The sequence below is a fragment of the Sphingopyxis chilensis genome, assembly GCF_035930445.1.
GTDB classification, from domain to species: domain Bacteria; phylum Pseudomonadota; class Alphaproteobacteria; order Sphingomonadales; family Sphingomonadaceae; genus Sphingopyxis; species Sphingopyxis chilensis.
The window spans coordinates 1032507-1050919 of record NZ_CP142394.1 but is presented as its reverse complement, the minus strand read 5'-3'; the positions used below and the strand labels follow the sequence as shown (position 1 = coordinate 1050919).

18 protein-coding genes and 1 tRNA gene are annotated in these 18413 nt (G+C 66.3%); 5 read left to right on the top strand and 14 right to left on the bottom strand.

Features of this window, described 5'->3' with window-relative positions:
- Positions 1-103: 103 nt before the first annotated feature.
- On the top strand, positions 104-1270 hold the full coding sequence (locus tag VSX79_RS04665) for a glycosyltransferase (protein WP_326914571.1): 1167 nt from the start codon (positions 104-106) through the stop codon (positions 1268-1270).
- A 60-nt stretch (positions 1271-1330) separates the two neighbouring features.
- On the opposite strand, the gene secF is transcribed toward VSX79_RS04665, so the two are convergent.
- From secF to yajC, 3 genes are read right to left on the bottom strand one after another with little or no spacing between them, the layout of a single operon-like run.
- The gene (secF, locus tag VSX79_RS04660; RefSeq protein ID WP_326914570.1) at positions 1331-2311 is read right to left on the bottom strand and encodes a protein translocase subunit SecF; all 981 of its coding nucleotides are present in this window, start codon (positions 2309-2311) and stop codon (positions 1331-1333) included.
- A 15-nt stretch (positions 2312-2326) separates the two neighbouring features.
- Complete coding sequence (secD, locus tag VSX79_RS04655; protein ID WP_326914569.1) at positions 2327-3940, bottom strand: protein translocase subunit SecD; 1614 nt, start codon at positions 3938-3940, stop codon at positions 2327-2329.
- A 56-nt stretch (positions 3941-3996) separates the two neighbouring features.
- A complete protein-coding gene (yajC, locus tag VSX79_RS04650) occupies positions 3997-4326 on the bottom strand; it encodes a preprotein translocase subunit YajC (RefSeq protein ID WP_052182143.1) in 330 nt (109 codons plus the stop codon).
- A gap of 278 nt (positions 4327-4604) precedes the next feature.
- On the opposite strand from yajC, the gene VSX79_RS04645 reads away from it, so the two are divergent.
- Positions 4605-4681 (top strand) — tRNA-Pro (locus VSX79_RS04645).
- Between the two features lie 118 nt (positions 4682-4799).
- Positions 4800-5543 (top strand): sulfite exporter TauE/SafE family protein, encoded by a 744-nt coding sequence (locus tag VSX79_RS04640; RefSeq protein ID WP_179499197.1) that lies wholly within the window; start codon positions 4800-4802, stop codon positions 5541-5543.
- A 50-nt stretch (positions 5544-5593) separates the two neighbouring features.
- On the opposite strand, the gene VSX79_RS04635 is transcribed toward VSX79_RS04640, so the two are convergent.
- Together VSX79_RS04635 and VSX79_RS04630 are read right to left on the bottom strand one after the other, a co-directional pair.
- Positions 5594-5908 (bottom strand): EF-hand domain-containing protein, encoded by a 315-nt coding sequence (locus tag VSX79_RS04635; RefSeq protein ID WP_179499196.1) that lies wholly within the window; start codon positions 5906-5908, stop codon positions 5594-5596.
- Positions 5909-6002: 94 nt separating this feature from the next.
- The gene (locus tag VSX79_RS04630) at positions 6003-6980 is read right to left on the bottom strand and encodes an NADPH:quinone oxidoreductase family protein (protein WP_326914568.1); all 978 of its coding nucleotides are present in this window, start codon (positions 6978-6980) and stop codon (positions 6003-6005) included.
- A gap of 72 nt (positions 6981-7052) precedes the next feature.
- Here VSX79_RS04630 and VSX79_RS04625 point away from each other — a divergent pair, with 72 nt between their 5' ends.
- Entirely contained in the window at positions 7053-7622 is a 570-nt protein-coding gene (locus VSX79_RS04625; protein WP_326914567.1) for a glycoside hydrolase family 108 protein, read from the top strand.
- 64 nt (positions 7623-7686) lie between these two features.
- Positions 7687-8100 (top strand): holin family protein, encoded by a 414-nt coding sequence (locus tag VSX79_RS04620; protein WP_326914566.1) that lies wholly within the window; start codon positions 7687-7689, stop codon positions 8098-8100.
- A 118-nt stretch (positions 8101-8218) separates the two neighbouring features.
- Here the strand turns inward: VSX79_RS04620 and VSX79_RS04615 are convergent, their stop codons facing one another.
- The 9 genes from VSX79_RS04615 to VSX79_RS04575 form a co-directional block, all read right to left on the bottom strand.
- Complete coding sequence (locus tag VSX79_RS04615; protein WP_326914565.1) at positions 8219-8701, bottom strand: SRPBCC family protein; 483 nt, start codon at positions 8699-8701, stop codon at positions 8219-8221.
- Positions 8702-8712: 11 nt separating this feature from the next.
- Positions 8713-11361, bottom strand: coding sequence for an alanine--tRNA ligase (gene alaS, locus VSX79_RS04610; RefSeq protein ID WP_326914564.1), 2649 nt, complete (start codon positions 11359-11361; stop codon positions 8713-8715).
- 63 nt (positions 11362-11424) lie between these two features.
- On the bottom strand, positions 11425-12165 hold the full coding sequence (locus VSX79_RS04605; protein ID WP_326914563.1) for a hypothetical protein: 741 nt from the start codon (positions 12163-12165) through the stop codon (positions 11425-11427).
- Positions 12166-12267: 102 nt separating this feature from the next.
- Complete coding sequence (locus VSX79_RS04600; protein ID WP_179499189.1) at positions 12268-12861, bottom strand: hypothetical protein; 594 nt, start codon at positions 12859-12861, stop codon at positions 12268-12270.
- A complete protein-coding gene (locus VSX79_RS04595) occupies positions 12851-13501 on the bottom strand; it encodes a glutathione S-transferase family protein (protein ID WP_179499188.1) in 651 nt (216 codons plus the stop codon). The genes VSX79_RS04600 and VSX79_RS04595 overlap by 11 nt, the downstream gene beginning before the upstream one ends.
- A gap of 15 nt (positions 13502-13516) precedes the next feature.
- Complete coding sequence (gene speB / locus VSX79_RS04590) at positions 13517-14332, bottom strand: agmatinase (protein ID WP_179499187.1); 816 nt, start codon at positions 14330-14332, stop codon at positions 13517-13519.
- A 150-nt stretch (positions 14333-14482) separates the two neighbouring features.
- A complete protein-coding gene (recA, locus tag VSX79_RS04585) occupies positions 14483-15562 on the bottom strand; it encodes a recombinase RecA (protein WP_037518780.1) in 1080 nt (359 codons plus the stop codon).
- A gap of 120 nt (positions 15563-15682) precedes the next feature.
- Entirely contained in the window at positions 15683-16036 is a 354-nt protein-coding gene (locus tag VSX79_RS04580; RefSeq protein ID WP_179499186.1) for a response regulator, read from the bottom strand.
- Entirely contained in the window at positions 16026-18413 is a 2388-nt protein-coding gene (locus VSX79_RS04575) for a hybrid sensor histidine kinase/response regulator (RefSeq protein ID WP_373562824.1), read from the bottom strand. Before VSX79_RS04575 ends, VSX79_RS04580 begins: the two co-directional genes overlap by 11 nt.

The window sequence follows — 18413 nt, the reverse complement described above, 5'->3', positions numbered from 1 at the left end:
ATGGCGGGATTCGTCATTGCGAGCGAAGCGAAGCAATCCAGGGCGGTTAACGCAAACCCTGGATTGCTTCGCTTCGCTCGCAATGACGCCCGGGGTTGATCGGATGCCCCCCCTCCGCGTCCTCAGCATCGCAACCCTCTTCCCCGACGCCGCGCGCCCCAACTTCGGCCTGTTCGTCGAGAAGAGCCTTCGCGCGCTCGCCGCAGAGCCCGGGATCGACCTCACGATCGTCGCCCCGGTCGGCCTGCCCCCCTTTCCGCTGTCGCTTCACCGGCGCTACCGCGCGCTTCGCGATCTGCCGCCGGCCGAGCAACGGAACGGCCTCACCGTCCTGCGCCCGCGCTTCACCTTGATCCCGCGCTACGGCGCGCGCTTCAACCCGGCAGCGGTCGCGCGCGCTGTCCTTACCGCCGTGCACGATCGCCCGTTCGACGTCGTCGACGCGCAATTCTTCTATCCCGACGGCCCCGCGGCGATGCGCGTCGCCGATGCCCTCGGCCTCCCCTTTTCGGTCAAGGCCCGCGGCGCCGACATCAGCCATTTCGGCCATGATCCCGCGACACGGTCGCAAGTGATCGAAGCCGGCGCGAAAGCCGCGGGCCTGCTTGCCGTCTCCGACGCGATGCGCTGCGATATGGCCGCCATCGGCATCGATCCGGCCAAGGTCGCCGTCCATTATACGGGGATCGACACCGCACGCTTTCACCCCGGCGACCGCGCTGCGGCGCGCGCCGCGCTCGGCATGGGGGGCGCCCCCGCGATCCTGACGGTCGGCGCGCTCATCGCGCGCAAGGGACAGGCGCTGGTGATCGACGCCCTGCCCGCGCTGCCGGGCATCCATTACTGGATCGCCGGGGCCGGCGAAGAGGAAGCCCGCTACCGCGCGCGCGCGCGCGACCTCGGCGTCGAACCCCGCGTCCATTTTCTGGGTTCCGTCGCCAACGCCGACCTGCCGCAACTCTATCGCGCGGCCGACGTCGTCGTTATGCCTTCGGTCAGTGAAGGCCTCGCCAATGCGTGGGTCGAGGCGCTCGCCTGCGGCACGCCGATCGTGATCAGCGACGCGGGCGGTGCCGCCGAACTCGTCACCTCGCCCGTAGCGGGCCGCATCGTCGCCCGCACGCCCGAAGCGATCGCCGACGCGGTGCGAGCCGTAATCGCGGATCCTCCCGCGCCGTCCGGCGTGGCGGCCAGCCTCGGCGGACGCTTCGACTGGGATCGCAACGGACGCGAACTCGCCGACCATCTGCGGCGCTGCGCGGGGCGCTAGATACGACAACGCCGGCCCGCTCGAACAGCGGACCGGCGCCGGTTTTTCCGATATCGGGCCTCAGACGACCGCGCCGTCGTCCTTGCGCTCGACCCGTTCGCCGCCCTCGGTCGCGGCCGAGACGCGCGGCACGAAACTGTGCGGGCCGACCTTCAGCCACACGAGAACCGGGGTCGACATCAGGATCGACGAATAGGTGCCGACGAACACGCCGAACAGCATCGCGGCGGTAAAGCCGAAAATGACGTCGGGGCCCATCACCAGCAGCACGCCGAGCGCGAGCAGGATCGACACGCTGGTCATCACGGTCCGCGCCAGCGTCTCGTTGATGCTGAGGTTGAGCAGCGGGACAATGTCCATCTTGCGATATTTTTTCAGATTCTCGCGAATGCGGTCATAAACCACGATCGTGTCGTTGAGCGAATAACCGACAATCGTCAGCAGCGCCGCGACGCTGTTGAGGTCGAACTGGATCTGCGTCACCGCGAAAAAGCCGAAGGTCAGCGCGACTTCGTGGAACAGGCGGCCGAGCGCGCCGACGCCGAACTGCCATTCGAAGCGGATCCAGATATAGATCGAGATGCCGAGCATCGCGAGCGCGAGGCTGATCGCGCCGGTGCGCAGCAGCTCTTCGGACACTTTGCCCGACACGGTTTCGACCGATCCGGTCTTCGCGGTCGGAAAAGCCTTTTTGATGCCCGCCACAAGCTGCTGCCCCGCACGCTCGGCGGCGGCCTTGTCGCCATCGGGAAGCGCCGTGCGGATCGACACCGCACGGTCCGACCCGAATTGCTGGATCGTCGCCTCGCCGACGCCGATCTCGCCCACGGCTTCGCGGATATCCTCGATCGGCGGCATCGTTTGGGTGAATTCGACGCGAACCGACTGGCCGCCGACGAAGTCGATGCCGAGGTTCAGCCCCTTTACCGCGACCAGCGCGATCGAAATCACGACCAGGAAAAAGCTCATGAAAGAGGCGAACTTGCGCCACTTCAGGAAATCATAATTGGTGTCGTCGGGGACGAGTTTGAGCAGGCGCATCTTTCGGTCCCTCCTTTAGATATTGATCGTCGTCGGGCGATTGGTTCGCAGCCAGTGGGCGACGAACATGCGCGTGACGGTGACGGCGGTGAAGACGCTGGTGACGATGCCGATGGTCAGCACCACCGCAAAGCCCTTGATCGGGCCCGAACCGAACCAGAACATCAGCCCCGCGGCGATGACATTGGTGACGTTCGCGTCGAAAATCGCGCGGCTTGCCTCGGTATAGCCGAGCTCGACCGCCTGGAACGGCCGCCGCCCGCGTTTCAGTTCTTCGCGAATGCGCTCGTTGATCAGCACGTTCGCGTCGACCGCCGCGCCGACGGTGAGCACGAAGCCGGCGATGCCGGGAAGGGTCAGCGTCGCGTTGAACGCGGCCATGATCGCGATGATCAGGAAGACGTTGAAGATCAGCGCAAGGTTCGCATAGACGCCGAAACGGCCATAGACGACGAGCATCAGCGTCAGCACGGAGACCGTCGCGATGATCCCCGCCAGCACGCCCTTTTCGATCGAATCCTGACCGAGCTCGGGCGAAACGGTGCGCTCCTCGACCACGGTCATCTTCACCGGCAAAGCGCCCGAACGCAGCGAGATCGCCAGCGCATTGGCGCTCGCGACGCTGAAGCTACCCGAAATCTGCGCGCTGCCGCCCAGGATCGGCTCGTTGATCGACGGCGCCGACAGCACCTTGCCGTCGAGCACCATGGCGAATCGTTTGCCGACATTCTGCGCGGTCACCTTGGCAAAGGTGCTCGACCCGCCCGAATCGAAGCGGATCGACACGACCGGCTGATTGCTCTGCGGGTCATAGCTTTGCTGCGCGTTGATCAGCTGTTCGCCGCTGATCATCACCTGGCGGCGGAGCACTTCGAAAGCCGCGCCATTGCCCTCGCCCTCGGCATAGGGGACGATCTCGCTGCCCACCGGCACGCGGCCCGCGGCGGCTTCGGCCGGGTCGGCGTTGGTGTCGACCATGCGAAATTCGAGCCGCGCGGTCTTGCCGATCAATTCCTTGAGCGCGGCGGGGTCCTGAAGCCCCGGAACCTGCACGACGACGCGGTCGTCGCCTTCGCGGATGATCGTCGGTTCGCGCGTACCGAGGGCATTGACGCGCTTGTCGATGATGTCGCGCGCGGTATCCATCGCGTTCGCGACCGCCTGCGACTGTCCGGCGCTCGTCGGGGTCATCTCGATCCGCTGCGAATCGACGACATTGATGTTCCAGTCGCGCTGCCCGGTCAGCCCCGCGCCCTGCGTCTCGCTGAACAGTCGCTCGCGCGCTTCGTCGAGCTGCGCCTGGTCGCGGACGAGGAAGCTGATCTTGCCGCCCGCCGTCGACAGTTCGCCGATCGCGATATCGTCGTCGGGACCGCTGTCGCCGCGCATCGCGGTGCGCACCGTCTTTTCCATGTTGGTGAGCTGCGTCTTGCGCAGGTCGGCGATGTCGGCCTCGAGCAGCAAGTGGCTGCCGCCGGCCAGGTCCAGCCCCAGATTGACCTTCGCCTGCGCAAAGCCCGGCAGGCTCTCGAACGTCTTGGTGGGCAGGAAACTGGGAATAGAGAAGAGAATACCGAGCAGCAGGATGATGCTGATGCCGATGGTCTTCCAGCGCGGGAAATCGAGCATGGTCTAGAAATCCGATAGCAAGAGCGGAGGCCGCAGAGAGAGCCGGCCCCGCCGCGTCAGTCGTTGGCGGGCTTGCCACCGGGCTGCAGAACGTCGGCGAGGGTCGACTTCACGACCTTGATCTTGACGCCCTGTGCGATTTCGACATCGACGAAATCATCATCGACGCGCGTGATCTTGCCGACGATGCCGCCGCCGGTCACCACCTGATCTCGCGGCTTCACCGCCGCGACCTTGGCGCGATGTTCCTTCGCGCGCACCTGCTGCGGGCGGATCAGGAAGAACCAGAACACCGCAAAGATCAGCAGATAGGGGACCAGCATCAGGAAACCGGCAGCCCCGCCGCCCGATCCGGCCGCCTGGGTCAGAAGCAATTGCGTCGACATGGATGAAGAACTTTCGTTACAGGCAGCGCCCGATCCCCTCCGGAGCGAGCGCGCAAATATGGCGCGGCGCCTATCATGCAGGGGCCGTGCGCGCAACCGGTCGTGCGCGCCCCTCCCCCATGGCAAGCGCGGCCGAAATGGGGTTCCGGACCGCAAGATCAAGCCCGCGGCGTCAATCGGCCGTAAAGCAACCATCCCCCTGCTTCGACTTTGCTCAGGAGAGCCTTGCATCCCCCGCCAAGGCGCGCTAGGGGCCTCGCCTGCCCAATCGGGCCGGTCGGGACGTAGCGCAGCCTGGTAGCGCATCACACTGGGGGTGTGGGGGTCGGAGGTTCGAATCCTCTCGTCCCGACCAATTTTACCTGACAATCGACAGCATCCTGACAGGATTGCGCGCCAAGGGGCCCCGGCGCCGCGCTGCGCCGCAATGCCATCGACGCGCGGTGCCGCGCACCAACGGAAAGCGCAAGGATATGCAGGCAGGCCTTTTGATCGTTGCCGCCGCATTCCTTACTTCCATCCTCTCGGGCATTTTCGGCATGGCGGGCGGGCTCCTATTCATGGGGGTGCTCGCATGGATGCTGCCCGCGACCACCGCGCTCGCGCTCCATGGCGTCATCCAGTTCGCGTCGAATGTCTGGCGCGCCACATGGCACCGCGCACACGTCGCCTGGCCCGTCCTCGCATGGTTCGGGATCGGCGCAGCGGCGGCTATCGGCTTCTTCTCGCTGCTGGTCCTCACCCCAACCAAATTCTACGTCTTTCTTGGCCTCGGCCTGCTGCCGATCCTCGTCTGGCTGCCCGAACGCTGGCTGGCGCTCGACGCGACCAATCGCTGGCACGCGATCGGCGGCGGCTTCGTCTCGACCGGTCTTGCGCTCGTTTCGGGTGTTTCGGGCCCGGTGACCGACCTGCTCTTCATCCATAGCAAGCTGAACCGGCATCAGGTTGTGGCAACCAAGGCGGTGATGCAGGCGATCGGCCACGCGTCGAAAATTTTCGTCTACGGCGCGCTGCTGCTCGGCGCCCAGGCGCGCGACATCGTCCCTCTGAGCGTCACCGTGATCGCGGTGCTCGCGTCGATGGCGGGCATCATGGTCGGCGCCGCGATCCTCGACCGCATCAGCGAGGCGCATTTCCGCGCGAGCCGCCGCTGGCTCGTCACGATCATCGGCGCGACCTTCCTTGTCCAGGCGATCCGGATCGCCGCCGGCTGAACGCGCCGCGAATCCGCGGCCGGGCCCGTCCAGCCCGGCCGCGTCCCCGGTTACTCAGCCGGCGCCGGCGGTGCGGCGCGCGCCTTGCGCATCGCCGCCAGTTCGGCCTTGTCCACCGCGCCGTCGCCGTTGGCATCGGCGCGCTTGATGAAGGCGTCGATCTTTTCCGGGCTCTTCAGGCTCGCGTCGCCGCGTCGCTCGGCGCGCTTTTCCATCATGCTGGTGACTTCGGCCCTGTCGAGCTTGCCGTCGCCATTGGCGTCGACCATCGCGAACATCCGTCCGCCGTCCTTCGGCTGTTGCGCCGCGGCAAGCGTCGGCAGCGAAAGCGCGACCGAGGCGGCAATCAAAATAGCTGTCTTCACGTCATATCCTCTCAGATGGTTCGGCGAACTCGCCGGGCACCCCGGCGCGGGCATGGCGGCACGATGTCGCAAAATTATCCCAATATAAGAGGCGTCACGGCCGCAGCACGACCTTCCCCACCACCTCGCGGCGCTCGAGCATCGCAAAGCCTTCGCGCCAGTCGGCAAGGTCGAGCGAGGCATGGACGTGCGGCCGGATCCTGCCCGCGGCGGCCAGCGCATCGATCGCGGCGACATTCTCCGCGCCTCGTTCGGGAAAGCGGCGGCCATATTCGCCCGCGCGCACCCCGACGACCGAGAATCCCTTGATCAGCGGCATGTTCACCGACACTTCGGGTATCCGGCCCGAGGCAAAGCCGACGACGAGCAGGCGTCCGCCGAAACCGATACAGCGTGTCGATTCGTCGAATATATCGCCGCCGACGGGATCGAAGATCACATCGGCGCCCTTGCCGCCGGTCAGCGTCTTCACCGCCTCGCGAAAGCCCGGCTCGGCCGCAATCACCGCGTCGGGCGCATAGAGCCGCGCGATCGCATCGCGCTTTTCGGCGCTGCCCGCCGCCGCGATCACGCGCGCGCCCAGCGCCTTTGCCAGATCGACCGTCGCCAGCCCGACGCCGCCCGCCGCACCATGGACGAGCAGCCACTCGCCGGGTTCGATTCGCGCACAGCGGACGAGCGCGACATGGGCGGTCAGATAGGCGACCGGATAGGCGGCGGCCTCGTCCCAGCTCAGGCCGTCGGGTTTCGCTCGCAGCGCGCTCGCGGGAACGACGGCATATTCCGCCATCGCGCCAAAGCGATTCCCGCCGACGACCTTGTCGCCCGCCGTCCAGCCCGCCACCCCCTCACCCACCGCGTCGACCTCTCCGGCGAACTCCAGCCCCGACACGAAAGGAAGCCCCGGTTTCAGCTGATATCCGCCGGACGTCATCAGAAGGTCGGGGAAATTCACCGCCGCCGCACGCACGCGCACGCGCACTTCGCCGGAACCCGGGACCGGCACCGGCAGATCGGCCAGCCCCGCACCGCCATGACCGGCGCGCAATTCACGCACCTGCAACGCCCGCATCGCGAAAAGCCTTTCCTACAATATTCCAATATGGTTCGTTTTAACCGTTCAACCAACCATAAGGAGCGAATCATGCCACGACCCGACCCACTCGCCAGCGACGCCGACGCGTTGATCGACGCCGTCATCGACCGCGAAGGCCGATATGTAAACCACCCCGCCGACCGCGGCGGCCCCACTTGCTGGGGGATCACCCAGGCCGTCGCACGGGCCGAAGGCTATGCGGGCAGCATGCGCGACCTGCCGCGCGCCGAGGCGGCATCGATCTATCGCCGCCTCTATTGGCTGCGCCCCGGTTTCGACCGGGTCGCGCTGCGCGCGCCGCAGATCGCCGCCGAACTGTTCGACACCGGCGTCAACATGGGCACGGGCACCGCGGCGGGTTTTCTCCAACGCGCGCTCAACGCGCTCAACCGCGCCGCGCGCGACTATCCCGACATCGCGGTCGACCGCGACATCGGCCCGCGCACGCTGTCGGCGCTCGACGGCTTTCTGAAAGCGCGCGGCAAGAGCGGTGAAACCGTCCTCCTCCGCGCGATGGAGGCGTTGCAGGGCGAACGCTACATCGCGCTCGCCGAACGCCGCCCGAGCCAGGAGGCCTTTCTCTACGGCTGGCTCGCAAACCGCGTCGGAGAGGGGTGACGGGTATCATTGTACCGGGACGTATCGTGAACTTTGACAACTTCCAGCAAAAGGACATGCGAGTATGAGCATCATCGAAGGCCTGATCGGCCCCATCGCCAAGCTGATCGACAAGATCATCCCCGACCCCGAGGCGCGCGACCGCGCCAAGCTCGAACTGCTGAAAATGGAAGGAAGCCAGGAAATGGAAGCGATCCGCACCCGGATGACCGCGATCGTCGCCGAGGCGAACAGCGCCGACCCGTGGACCAGCCGCGCGCGGCCGAGCTTCCTCTATGTCATGTACGCGCTCTTGCTCTGGGCGATCCCGATGGGGCTGATCGCCGCCGCGCGGCCCGAGATGGCGAAGGGCATCGCCGATGGCATGAACGCCTATCTCGCCGGAATCCCGGAGCCGCTCTACGCGCTCTTCGGCACGGGCTATCTGGGCTACACCGCCGCGCGGGCGTGGGGGAAAGCGAAGGGGGTGGAGAGCTGATCGGTTCGCCAACACACAGAGCCTGTGCACGCGCGAAGGCGGGTGCCCATCACCGGTCGGTGCCAATTTGAACCGGCAGGAGATGGGTCCCCGCCTTCGCGGGGACACGCCGCTTTGATTACGCGCGACTTTCCACCAGCGCCGCCAGATTGGCCAGCGAGCTGTTCAATCCCTCGAGGTGATCTTTCGCCGAAATTCCCGGCGGCACATGGTGCGCGTCGATCGTCACCAGCGTGCCGCCACCCTGCCGCGACAGATACCAGTGCATCGCCATCGTCCCCGAAAAGCGCGGGTCGTCGGATTCGAATTCGACCTCCCAGACGATCAGCCGCCCGTCATCGAGCGTCGGGATATAGACCTCGACGACATCGCTGTCGTCGTCGCTTTTGGTTTCGACATCGGCGTCATCGAAGGTGAGCCGCATCAGAAAGCCCCCGCCTGCACTCAAGTCGACATGCTCGAACGTTCCCGTCGCCCCCTCGGGCGGCAACCAGCGCGCCAGCTTGTCGGCGCTCGTGAACGCCGCGAACACATCGACCAGCGGCGCCGCGATCAGCCGTTCGGCATGATCGGTGCGCCGCGTCTTCTTGGTCGGTTTCAAGTCGGCCGGCTTCAGGCGAGCGCGGCTTTGACCGCCGCGACGGCGTCGTTCGCCGCGCCGCCGTCGGGGCCGCCGCCCTGCGCCATGTCGGGTCGCCCGCCGCCGCCCTGCCCGCCAAGCGCCGCGACCGCCGCCTTGACCAGGTCGACCGCGCTATGGCTGCCGGTCTTGTCGTCGGTCACCCCGACCGCGACCGAAGCGCGTCCGTCGTTGACCGCGACCAGCATCGCGACGCCGCTGCCGACCTGTTTCTTGAGGCCGTCGACCGTTCCGCGCAGTTCCTTGGGGTCCAGCCCGTCGACGACTTGCGCGAGGAACGCGGTATCACCCACCTGCTCGACCGCCGGCGCGCCGTTCGCGGCGCCGCCACCGCCCCCCATCGCCAGCGCTTTCTTCGCATCGGCCAGCTCGCGCTCGGCCTTCTTGAGCGCGTCGGCGAGCGCCGCGACGCGCGCCGGCACATCGTCGGGCGACGTCTTGAGCGCCGCGGCGGCCGTCTTCAAAGCTTCGTCGCGGCCGTTCAGCCACTGGCGCGCCGCTTCGCCGGTCAGCGCCTCGATGCGCCGCACGCCCGAAGAGACCGCGCTTTCGCTGACGATCTTGAACAGGGCGATGTCGCCCAGAGCGCGGACGTGCGTCCCGCCGCACAGCTCGACCGAATAATGCGTGTCGGTCGCCTTGCCCATGCTGAGCACGCGAACCTCGTCGCCATATTTCTCGCCGAACAGCGCGAGCGCACCCGCCGCGACCGCATCGTCGGGCGTCATCAGCCGCGTCGACACGGCTTCATTACCGCGAATCTGCGCGTTCACATCCGCCTCTATCTGCGCAATTTCTTCCCCGGTCAGCGCCTTGGGATGCGAGAAGTCGAAACGGAAACGGTCTTCGGCAACGAGGCTGCCCTTCTGCGTCACATGCCCGCCGAGCCGATTCCGCAGCGCCGCGTGCAGCAGGTGCGTCGCGCTGTGATTGGCGCGGATGCGATCGCGGCGTTCGGCATCGACCGTCAGTTGCACCGTGTCGCCGACCTTCAGCGTTCCCGCTTCCAGCTTCGCCTGATGCGTGTGCAGGCGGCCGAGCGGCTTGCCGGTATCGCTCACCGACGCCTTCGCGCCTTCGAGCGTCGCGATTGTCCCCGCATCGCCCATCTGGCCGCCGCTCTCGCCATAGAAAGGCGTCTGGTTGGTCAGCACCACCACCGCGTCGCCCGCCTGGACCTCGTCGACCGGCTTGCCATCCTTGACGAGGCCGATGACCGTCGCCTCGCCCGCGGTCGAAGTATAGCCGGTGAATTCGGTGCTGCCGTTGGTTTCGGCCAGGTCGAACCAGATTTCGTCCGACGCCTTTTCGCCGCTGCCCTTCCACGCCGCGCGCGCCGCCGCCCTTTGCTGCGCCATCGCGGCGTCGAAACCCGCACGGTCGACCGCGATATCATTCGCGCGCAGCGCATCCTCGGTCAGGTCGTAGGGGAAGCCAAAGGTGTCATAGAGCTTGAAGGCGACCTCGCCCGCCAGCGTATCGCCCTTGCCCATGCCGGCGGTCGCCTCGTCGAGCAGCTTCAGCCCCTTGTCGAGCGTCTGGCGGAATTTCGTTTCCTCGCGCTCGAGCGTCTCGGCGATCAGCGGCTGCGCGCGGATCAGCTCGGGATAGGCGGCGCCCATCTCGGCGGTCAGCGACGGCAGCAGCCGGTGCATCAGCGGGTCTTTCGCGCCGAGCAGATGCGCGTGGCGCATCGCGCGGCGCATGATCCGGCGCAGCACATAACCGCGCCCCTCGTTCGACGGCAGCACGCCGTCGGCGACGAGGAAGCTCGATGCGCGCAGGTGATCGGCGATCACGCGGTGGCTGGCCTGCGTCGCGCCCTCGGCCGGAATCCCGGTCAGGTCGACCGACGCCGCGATCAGCGCCTTGAAGGTGTCGGTGTCATAATTGTCGTGGACGCCCTGCAGCACCGCCGCGACGCGCTCCAGGCCCATGCCGGTGTCGATGCTCGGCCGCGGCAGATCGACGCGCTCGCCACCCGGCTGCTGCTCATATTGCATGAACACCAGGTTCCAGATCTCGACGAAGCGGTCGCCGTCTTCCTCCGGCGATCCCGGCGGGCCGCCCCAGATATGGTCGCCATGGTCATAGAAGATTTCGCTGCACGGCCCGCACGGGCCGGTGTCGCCCATCGACCAGAAATTATCGCTCGTCGCGATACGGATGATGCGCTCGTCGGGCAGGCCGGCGATCTTCTTCCACAGGTCGAACGCCTCGTCATCGGTGTGGTAAACGGTCGCCGTCAGCTTCTCGGGCGCCAAACCCCAGGTCTTGGTGATCAGCGTCCAGGCGTGGTGGATCGCCTGCTCCTTGAAATAGTCGCCGAAGGAGAAATTCCCCAGCATTTCAAAGAAAGTATGGTGCCGCGCCGTATAGCCGACATTGTCGAGATCATTGTGCTTGCCACCCGCGCGGACGCACTTCTGCGCCGATACCGCGGTGCTGTAGGGGCGCTTCTCCAGCCCGGTGAAGACATTCTTGAACGGCACCATGCCCGCGTTGACGAACATCAGCGTCGGGTCGTTGTACGGCACCAGCGGCGCCGACGGTTCGATATGGTGGCCCGTCCCCCCGAAATAGTCGAGGAACGAACGGCGAATGTCGTTGGTCGATGTCATGCGCGCGATCTAGTGCGGAACGACGCGTTTCTCAAGCGCGATACGCGCGGCGGCGCTTGCCGCCTAGCGACGGCAAAGGCGATCGAGTTCCTCGTCGCTCATGCCCTCCTCGTCGATCAGCTTCTGCGAAACATAGCGCACGTCATATTGCGCGATCCGATATTTGCCATCGTTGACGCGATAGAGCAGCACGCCGCCGCATGTTCCGGCAATTCCGGGATGCGAGCTGATGACGGCGAACAGTGCGTAGGCGCCCGGATAGGCCGCGTCGGGCGGATTGTTGAGCCAGCCGTCCAATCGGGCGGTGAAACGGCCGCTGCCCGTCTGGTGCATCTTCGCTTCGCGGCTGAACCGGGTCATCTCGTCGGTCGTCGCCTCGAGCTGCGGGTCCATCATCGCGGCCAGCGCGCGCCCGTTCCCGGCGTCGAGATTGTCCAGAAAGCGCGTCATATATTGGGTCGCCCCCGCGGTTTCGGCCGCGCTCGCCTTCCAGTCCGCGGGCACGGGCTTATAGGGATCGGTGGCGGGATCGAAGCAGGAAAAGGCCTGGCGAAAGTCCTTGATGATCGTGACGCCGCGGTCGACGTCGATCTCATTGTCGAAAAAGAAGCGCCCGAACCGGACGCTCTGTCCGCCGCATCGCTCGGCCGCCATCAGCTTTATCCGCTCGATGACCGGCGTATATTGGTTCTCGTCGATGAGCGGAACCGTTGCGGCATAGCCGCGGCCGGGCACCGCCTCGATCTTGATTTCGGGCGCGCCCGGTGCCGCCGCAAGCAATGCCGCCACGAAAATCGTCGCCATAATCCGTTCCCCACCTCTTCGCGCATCGCCCCCCGGCGCCGCGTCCTGCGCGCTATCGTGCGCAGGCGCGCGCGCGCCGGCAAGCCCAAATTTCGCTTGGGATCACAGGGCGGTCGCAATGCCCTTGCCGAGGTAGCAAGGCAGTTGGCGCAACACATCGGCCTTCGGCACGCCGTCTTCGATCAGGTCGGGCGGCACTTCGGACGTGTCGGTGCGCACGACGGTCCAGCCGGCGGCTGGCTCGGCGCGGTGAACAACGACGTAGCCGCAGTCCATCGTCCCGTCCTTGCGGTCGCCGCGAAAGTCGAAAGCGGCATAGACACCCGGCGGCTGCCCGGCGGGATCGATATACCAGCTGAGGCGCAGCGGGCGGATTTGCCCGTCGGCCCACAAGGTGCCCCGCTTGCGCTGGTTCATTTCCCATTCGAGCCGCGGATTGGATGCCTGGAACGAGAGGCGCAGCATCGCATAGGCCGCTGCGAAATCGCGCTTTGCCAGTGCAAGCGTATATTCGGCGAACCGGTCGACCGCTCCCTCCTCGTCGGATGCCGACGGCTGAAAGGACATCCCTTCGGGCGCGACGATCTGACGCTCCACTTCGGGCGCGAGCGTCAGCGGCGCGGCGAAAGCGGCCGGAAGCCCCGCCATCAAGGCCGCGGAGGCGAGCAGCGCGCGGCCTCCAGGCTCAATAGCCATAATAGGCGCCACCCTTCTCCCGCGCGCGCTGCCATGCCGGGCGGTCGTGACAGGCGTTCACAAATGAGGCCAGTTTGGGGTAGCGCGGCGCCATGCCCTGCATGACCGCAATCTCGGCGGGGAAGCTGAGCATGATATCGGCGGCCGACAGGCTGTCGCCGATGAAATGACCGCTCTCGCCGACGCGGCTTTCCATATATGCGAAGTGCGCGTCGAGTTGCTGCGCGATGCGCGGCTCGAGCGGGGCCGCCGCTTCGCCGAGGCGCGCGGTATAGATGCGCAGGAGGATCGGCGTCATCGCCGAGCCTTCGGCGAAATGCAGCCATTCGAGGTGCGTGATATAATCATCGCTGCCGCGTTCCGGCACCAGATGGCCGCCGCCGTGGCGTTCGCACAGATATTCGGTGATCGCGCCCGATTCGGTGATCACACGGCCCTTGCCGCCGGAGACGGAATCGTTGAACTCCTCGATCACCGGCGACTTGCCGAGCGGGTGAACCGCGAGCAATTCGGGCGGGGCGAGATTGGTGACGGGATCGCGGTCGTAATATTTGATTTCGTAAGCCGCGCCGATTTCCTCGAGCAGCCAGAGGATGCGCTGCGAGCGGCTGTTGTTCAGATGGTGGACGATCAGGTTCATGGACTTTCCTTTGGATCAGGGGCGATAGGGGCCGTTGCGGTCGATCAGCGCCGCGAGTTCGCGGACGAGTTTGGCGCCGAGAATGGCTGTCACATCGCCTACATCGCGACCGGGATGCAGTTCGACAATATCCGCCCCGACAATCGGCGCGGTCTGCTTGTGCAGCACGGCGAGCAGTTCGCGAACCGTCAGGCCGCCCGGCTCGGGATGCGCGACGCCGGGCGCTGCCGACGGGTCGAGCCCGTCGAGGTCGATCGATATATAGAGCGGGCCGTCGAGCACCGGGACGCGGTCGGGCGAGAAACCGGCCATCGGCACAATCTCGACGCCGAAGCGCTCCGCCTGCTCGCGGCAATGACGGTTAAGGGTGCGAATGCCGACCTGCACCAGCCGCTTCGCATGACCGGCCTCGCAGATACGCGCGAAGGGCGAGGCGTGGCTGCGCGGATTGCCGGCGAAATCATCATAGAGGTCGGGATGCGCGTCGAAGTGGAGGATCGTCACCGGTCCGTGGCAAGCGGCCGCCGCCTCGACGAGCGGGAAAGTGACCGCGTGGTCCCCGCCGAGCGCGAGCGGAATGTCTCCATCTTCGCGCACATAGGCAAGGTGGCGGCGGATCGCCGCATCGTCGCGCGCCGTGTCTTCGGTCAGCGGCAGGTCGCCGTCGTCGGTGAGGGCGATGTCGGTGCCGATTTCGACGCCGAGCTCGCTCGCCATATTGCCGCGGTCGCTCCACAGGGCGGCGCGGATCGCCGCGGGGCCGGCGGCGGCGCCGCGTTCGAAGCTGCTGTTGATGTCGGTGGGCAAGCCGAAAAGGCGGATCGCGGGCATGCGCCGCTTGTAGCCGCTGGCAGAAGCGGCGCAAGGATCAACGGCGGGCGGGCCGACCTGCTTGGGAGGGGGAGAGTGCAGGTCAAAGGGGCTGGTGGCCCGCCGCCGTCGGCCGGCCGGTTCAAGCAAGGCGAACCGGCCGGATGGCAATCAATTGTCGTCGTCGCCCTCGTCGTCGGGGCCGGCCATCATTTCCTCGGCCACCGCCTCGGTCCGGCCGCGGATCGCGGTTTCAAGCCGCTCCATCAACTCGGGATTGTCCTTGAGGAAGGTTTTGGAATTTTCGCGGCCCTGCCCGATACGGATCGAGTCATAGCTGAACCAGGCGCCCGATTTCTCGACGATGCCGGCCTTGACGCCCAGATCGAGGATCTCGCCGATCTTGGAAATGCCCTGCCCGTACATGATGTCGAATTCGACCTGCTTGAACGGCGGTGCGACCTTGTTCTTCACCACCTTCACGCGCGTCGTGTTGCCGACGATCTCGTCGCCATTCTTGATCTGGCCGGTGCGGCGGATGTCGAGACGGACCGAGGCGTAGAATTTGAGCGCGTTGCCGCCGGTCGTGGTTTCGGGATTGCCGTACATCACGCCGATCTTCATGCGCAGCTGGTTGATGAAGATCACCATGCAGCGCGAGCGGCTGATCGAGCCGGTGAGCTTGCGCAGCGACTGCGACATCAGACGCGCTTGCAGGCCGACATGGCTGTCGCCCATTTCGCCTTCGATTTCGGCGCGCGGAACGAGCGCCGCGACCGAGTCGACGACGAGCACGTCGATCGCGTTGGACCGGACAAGAGTATCGACGATTTCGAGCGCCTGTTCGCCGGTGTCGGGCTGCGACACGATGAGTTCGTCGATGTTCACCCCGAGCTTGCGGGCATAGACGGGGTCGAGCGCATGTTCGGCGTCGACGAAGGCGACGGTGCCGCCGCCCTTCTGCGCTTCGGCGAGCGTATGCAGCGCGAGCGTCGTCTTGCCCGAGCTTTCGGGGCCGTAGATTTCGATGACGCGGCCGCGCGGCAGCCCGCCGACGCCAAGCGCGATGTCGAGGCCGAGCGAGCCGGTCGAGATCGCCTCGACCTGCATGGCTTCCTTCGAGCCCAATTTCATCACCGAGCCCTTGCCGAACGCGCGATCGATCTGCGCGAGCGCGGCGTCGAGCGCCTTCTGCCTGTCCGTGTTGTTCACTGATTTCCCCGATTCGACGAGTGACAATTGTCCGGCCATGACCGTCCCTTTCCAGCTCTAGAGCGACGGCAGAAGCATCGCAATGCCAGACTATGTGCCACATTTGTTCTCATGGAACAAGAGGGGAACAATATAAAATCGACTTTGTCGAAAAGCGCGTTATTCCGCCGAAAACTCATCGAGCGCCGCCTCGATGTCGCTGATCCGGAACGGTTTCGTGATCAGCTTGCGATGCGCGTGCGCGGGTGGAAGGACATCGCCGCCGCCCGAAGTGAACGCAAAGGGAATGCCGCGTTCGGCGAGCGCATCGGCGACCGGCCAGCCCTTTTCGTCGCCGAGGTTGATGTCGACGAGCGCCCCCGCGAGCGATTCGGCGGCAATCAGCGCGAGCGCCTCCTCGTTGCTCGTCGCCTGCGCGGGCTCGGGAAGGTCGAGCGCGTCGAACATGTCGGCAAGCATCATGCCGATCAGCACATCGTCTTCGACGAGCAGGATGCGGCGATCACTGGCCATTGGGCACCCGATGCGCAGCATCGTCGAGCGCCGCCGAGGTCGCCTCGGCGAGCTGCGCGACCGAAAAGGGCTTGGGCAGAAAGGCGACATCGTCGATGTCGATCGACTGGCGGAGCTGTTCTTCGGCATAGCCCGACATGAACAGGACCGGCAGGTCGGGGCGTTTGGCGCGCATCGCACGCACCATCGCCGGGCCGTCCATCGTCGGCATCACCACGTCGCTGATGATCAAATCGACCTTCTCCATCTGTGCGAACCGTTCGAGCCCCTCTTCGCCCTGCGAGGCGGTCACGACGCTATAACCCGCGCGGGTCAACGCGCGTTCCGCCACGGCGCGCACCATATCCTCGTCCTCGACGAGCAGGATGGTGCCGGTGCCCCACTGGCTCTTCTTGGGCTTCGCGGGTGGCGGCGGAGCGACGGGAGCGTCGCCGCCGGCGCGGTGAACGGGCAGGTATATCGAAAAGCTCGTCCCCTGCCCCGGCTTGCTGTCGGCGAAGATATAGCCCGCCGACTGCTTGATGATGCCATAGACGGTCGACAGGCCAAGTCCGGTGCCCTTGCCGACATCCTTGGTCGTGAAAAAAGGTTCGAAAATCTTGGGCAGCACGTCGGCGGGAATGCCCGTGCCGGTATCGCTGACCTTGAGCGCGCAATAGTCGGCAGGGGGCATGAATTCATTGCCCATCTGCCGCACGTCGGCGGCCGAGACGGGATAGGTTTCGATCGTCAGCGTCCCGCCGCCCGGCATCGCGTCGCGCGCATTGACCGCAAGGTTGATGATCACCTGTTCGAGCTGGCCCGGATCGGCACGCACCGCGCCAAGGCCGCGGCCGTGATGCACCGAGAGCTGGACGGTCTCGCCGATCAGGCGCTTCAAAAGATGCGACACCTCCGAAATCACGTCGGGCAGCTGCAATATCTGCGGGCGCAGCGTCTGCTGTCGCGAGAAGGCGAGCAACTGCCGCGTCAGGCTGGCGGCGCGATTGGCGTTGCTGCGAATCTGCTGGATGTCGTCATAGTCGCTGTCGCCGGGCGTATGGCGCATCAACATCAGGTCGCACGCGCCGAGCACCGCGGTCAGGATATTGTTGAAATCATGCGCGACGCCGCCAGCAAGCTGGCCGACCGCCTGCATCTTCGACGCCTGCGCCACTTGGCGCTTGAGGCGCGATTCCTCGCTCGAATCCTTGAGGCTCAAAAGCACGGCCGCCTCGCCGAGCCCGCGCACGCCGACGACGCGCATCGACACGGGATCGCCGCTCTGCCCTGCGAGCCGGATCGACAGGTCGCCGCCGACCTGCTGTCCGCTGCTGTGGCGGCGGATCATGTCGGCAAGCGGCCCCTTGTCTTCACCGACGACGATGTCGCCGGGGTAGCGGGGCATCTTGCCTTCGGGAAGGCTCGCCGCCCGGACGAAGGCACGGTTCATATAAAGGAAGCGCCCGTCGCGATCGACCATCGCCAGCCCGAACGGCAGCAGCGACAGCAAGGTTTCGACATAGGTCTGCGCGGTGCCGCGGTCGGCCGGCCCCATTTCCTCGTCGAGCAACGCGAGCAGCATCGGCGTATTGCTGTCGGCGGGCGCTAGCGGGATCTGAATCAGCCGCACGGGCGTCGCGCGGTCGCCCTCACGCGCGAAATAGAGTGCGCCCGCGTCATCGAGCCGGATCATCGGCGCAACGTCGCGGCCGGCATAATGCAGCGCGTCATCCTCCCCCAGCGCGCGGAGGAGGAAGGCCTGGTTGGCGACGCGCAGCCGCCCTTCGGCGCTGACGAGCGCGGCCATCACACCGGCATGACCCAGCGTCCGGCCCGCAGGCCCGTCGAGATGACGGACGATTTCAGCGACCAAGTCGAGCCGTTCGAGCGCCGAGAAGCGCCAGACGAGATAATCCTCCGACTGCCCGGCGCGCGTCACCTGCGCGCGCAACTGCAGCGGGCCGATCGCGATATCGTCGGCATGCCCCTCGCCGTCGCGCCACGCGATGCGGCCGGCATTTTTAAGCATTTCGGCGCCGCGTCCTTCGAGCGGGAGGCCAGGCGGCGTCACGAAACCATTGAACCAGGTGCCGAACAGGTCGTTCGCGCAGACCATCCGCCCCGCGCGGTCGGTCACCGCGATCGCGACATCGTCATGATTGACCGCCTGGCGCAGCATCGTCCAGTCGGGCGCGGCAGCCTCGCCCGACACGGCTGCGGGAAAGACCCGGCGCACAAGCAGTACGCCGGCCGCCGCAACGGCCAGGCCCGCCACGAATCCTGCCGCCAGAATCGCGCTGCCCGTCGCCCAGAACAGCAAGGCTGCCGAAAGCAGCACAAGGCCGCCGAGCAAGCCCGCGTCGAGCCGCGAGAGGCCCGCCGGAGCCGAAAGCAG

Coding starts and splice junctions, on each gene's coding strand:
- VSX79_RS04605 (WP_326914563.1), bottom strand. CDS start 12,165: ATGGCGACGATTTTCGTGGCGGCATTGCTTGCGGCGGCACCGGGCGCG.
- VSX79_RS04625 (WP_326914567.1), top strand. CDS start 7,053: ATGCCACGACCCGACCCACTCGCCAGCGACGCCGACGCGTTGATCGAC.
- VSX79_RS04600 (WP_179499189.1), bottom strand. CDS start 12,861: ATGGCTATTGAGCCTGGAGGCCGCGCGCTGCTCGCCTCCGCGGCCTTG.
- VSX79_RS04595 (WP_179499188.1), bottom strand. CDS start 13,501: ATGAACCTGATCGTCCACCATCTGAACAACAGCCGCTCGCAGCGCATC.
- alaS (WP_326914564.1), bottom strand. CDS start 11,361: ATGACATCGACCAACGACATTCGCCGTTCGTTCCTCGACTATTTCGGG.
- yajC (WP_052182143.1), bottom strand. CDS start 4,326: ATGTCGACGCAATTGCTTCTGACCCAGGCGGCCGGATCGGGCGGCGGG.
- secD (WP_326914569.1), bottom strand. CDS start 3,940: ATGCTCGATTTCCCGCGCTGGAAGACCATCGGCATCAGCATCATCCTG.
- VSX79_RS04630 (WP_326914568.1), bottom strand. CDS start 6,980: ATGCGGGCGTTGCAGGTGCGTGAATTGCGCGCCGGTCATGGCGGTGCG.
- recA (WP_037518780.1), bottom strand. CDS start 15,562: ATGGCCGGACAATTGTCACTCGTCGAATCGGGGAAATCAGTGAACAAC.
- speB (WP_179499187.1), bottom strand. CDS start 14,332: ATGCCCGCGATCCGCCTTTTCGGCTTGCCCACCGACATCAACAGCAGC.
- VSX79_RS04580 (WP_179499186.1), bottom strand. CDS start 16,036: ATGGCCAGTGATCGCCGCATCCTGCTCGTCGAAGACGATGTGCTGATC.
- secF (WP_326914570.1), bottom strand. CDS start 2,311: ATGCGCCTGCTCAAACTCGTCCCCGACGACACCAATTATGATTTCCTG.
- VSX79_RS04665 (WP_326914571.1), top strand. CDS start 104: ATGCCCCCCCTCCGCGTCCTCAGCATCGCAACCCTCTTCCCCGACGCC.
- VSX79_RS04640 (WP_179499197.1), top strand. CDS start 4,800: ATGCAGGCAGGCCTTTTGATCGTTGCCGCCGCATTCCTTACTTCCATC.
- VSX79_RS04620 (WP_326914566.1), top strand. CDS start 7,687: ATGAGCATCATCGAAGGCCTGATCGGCCCCATCGCCAAGCTGATCGAC.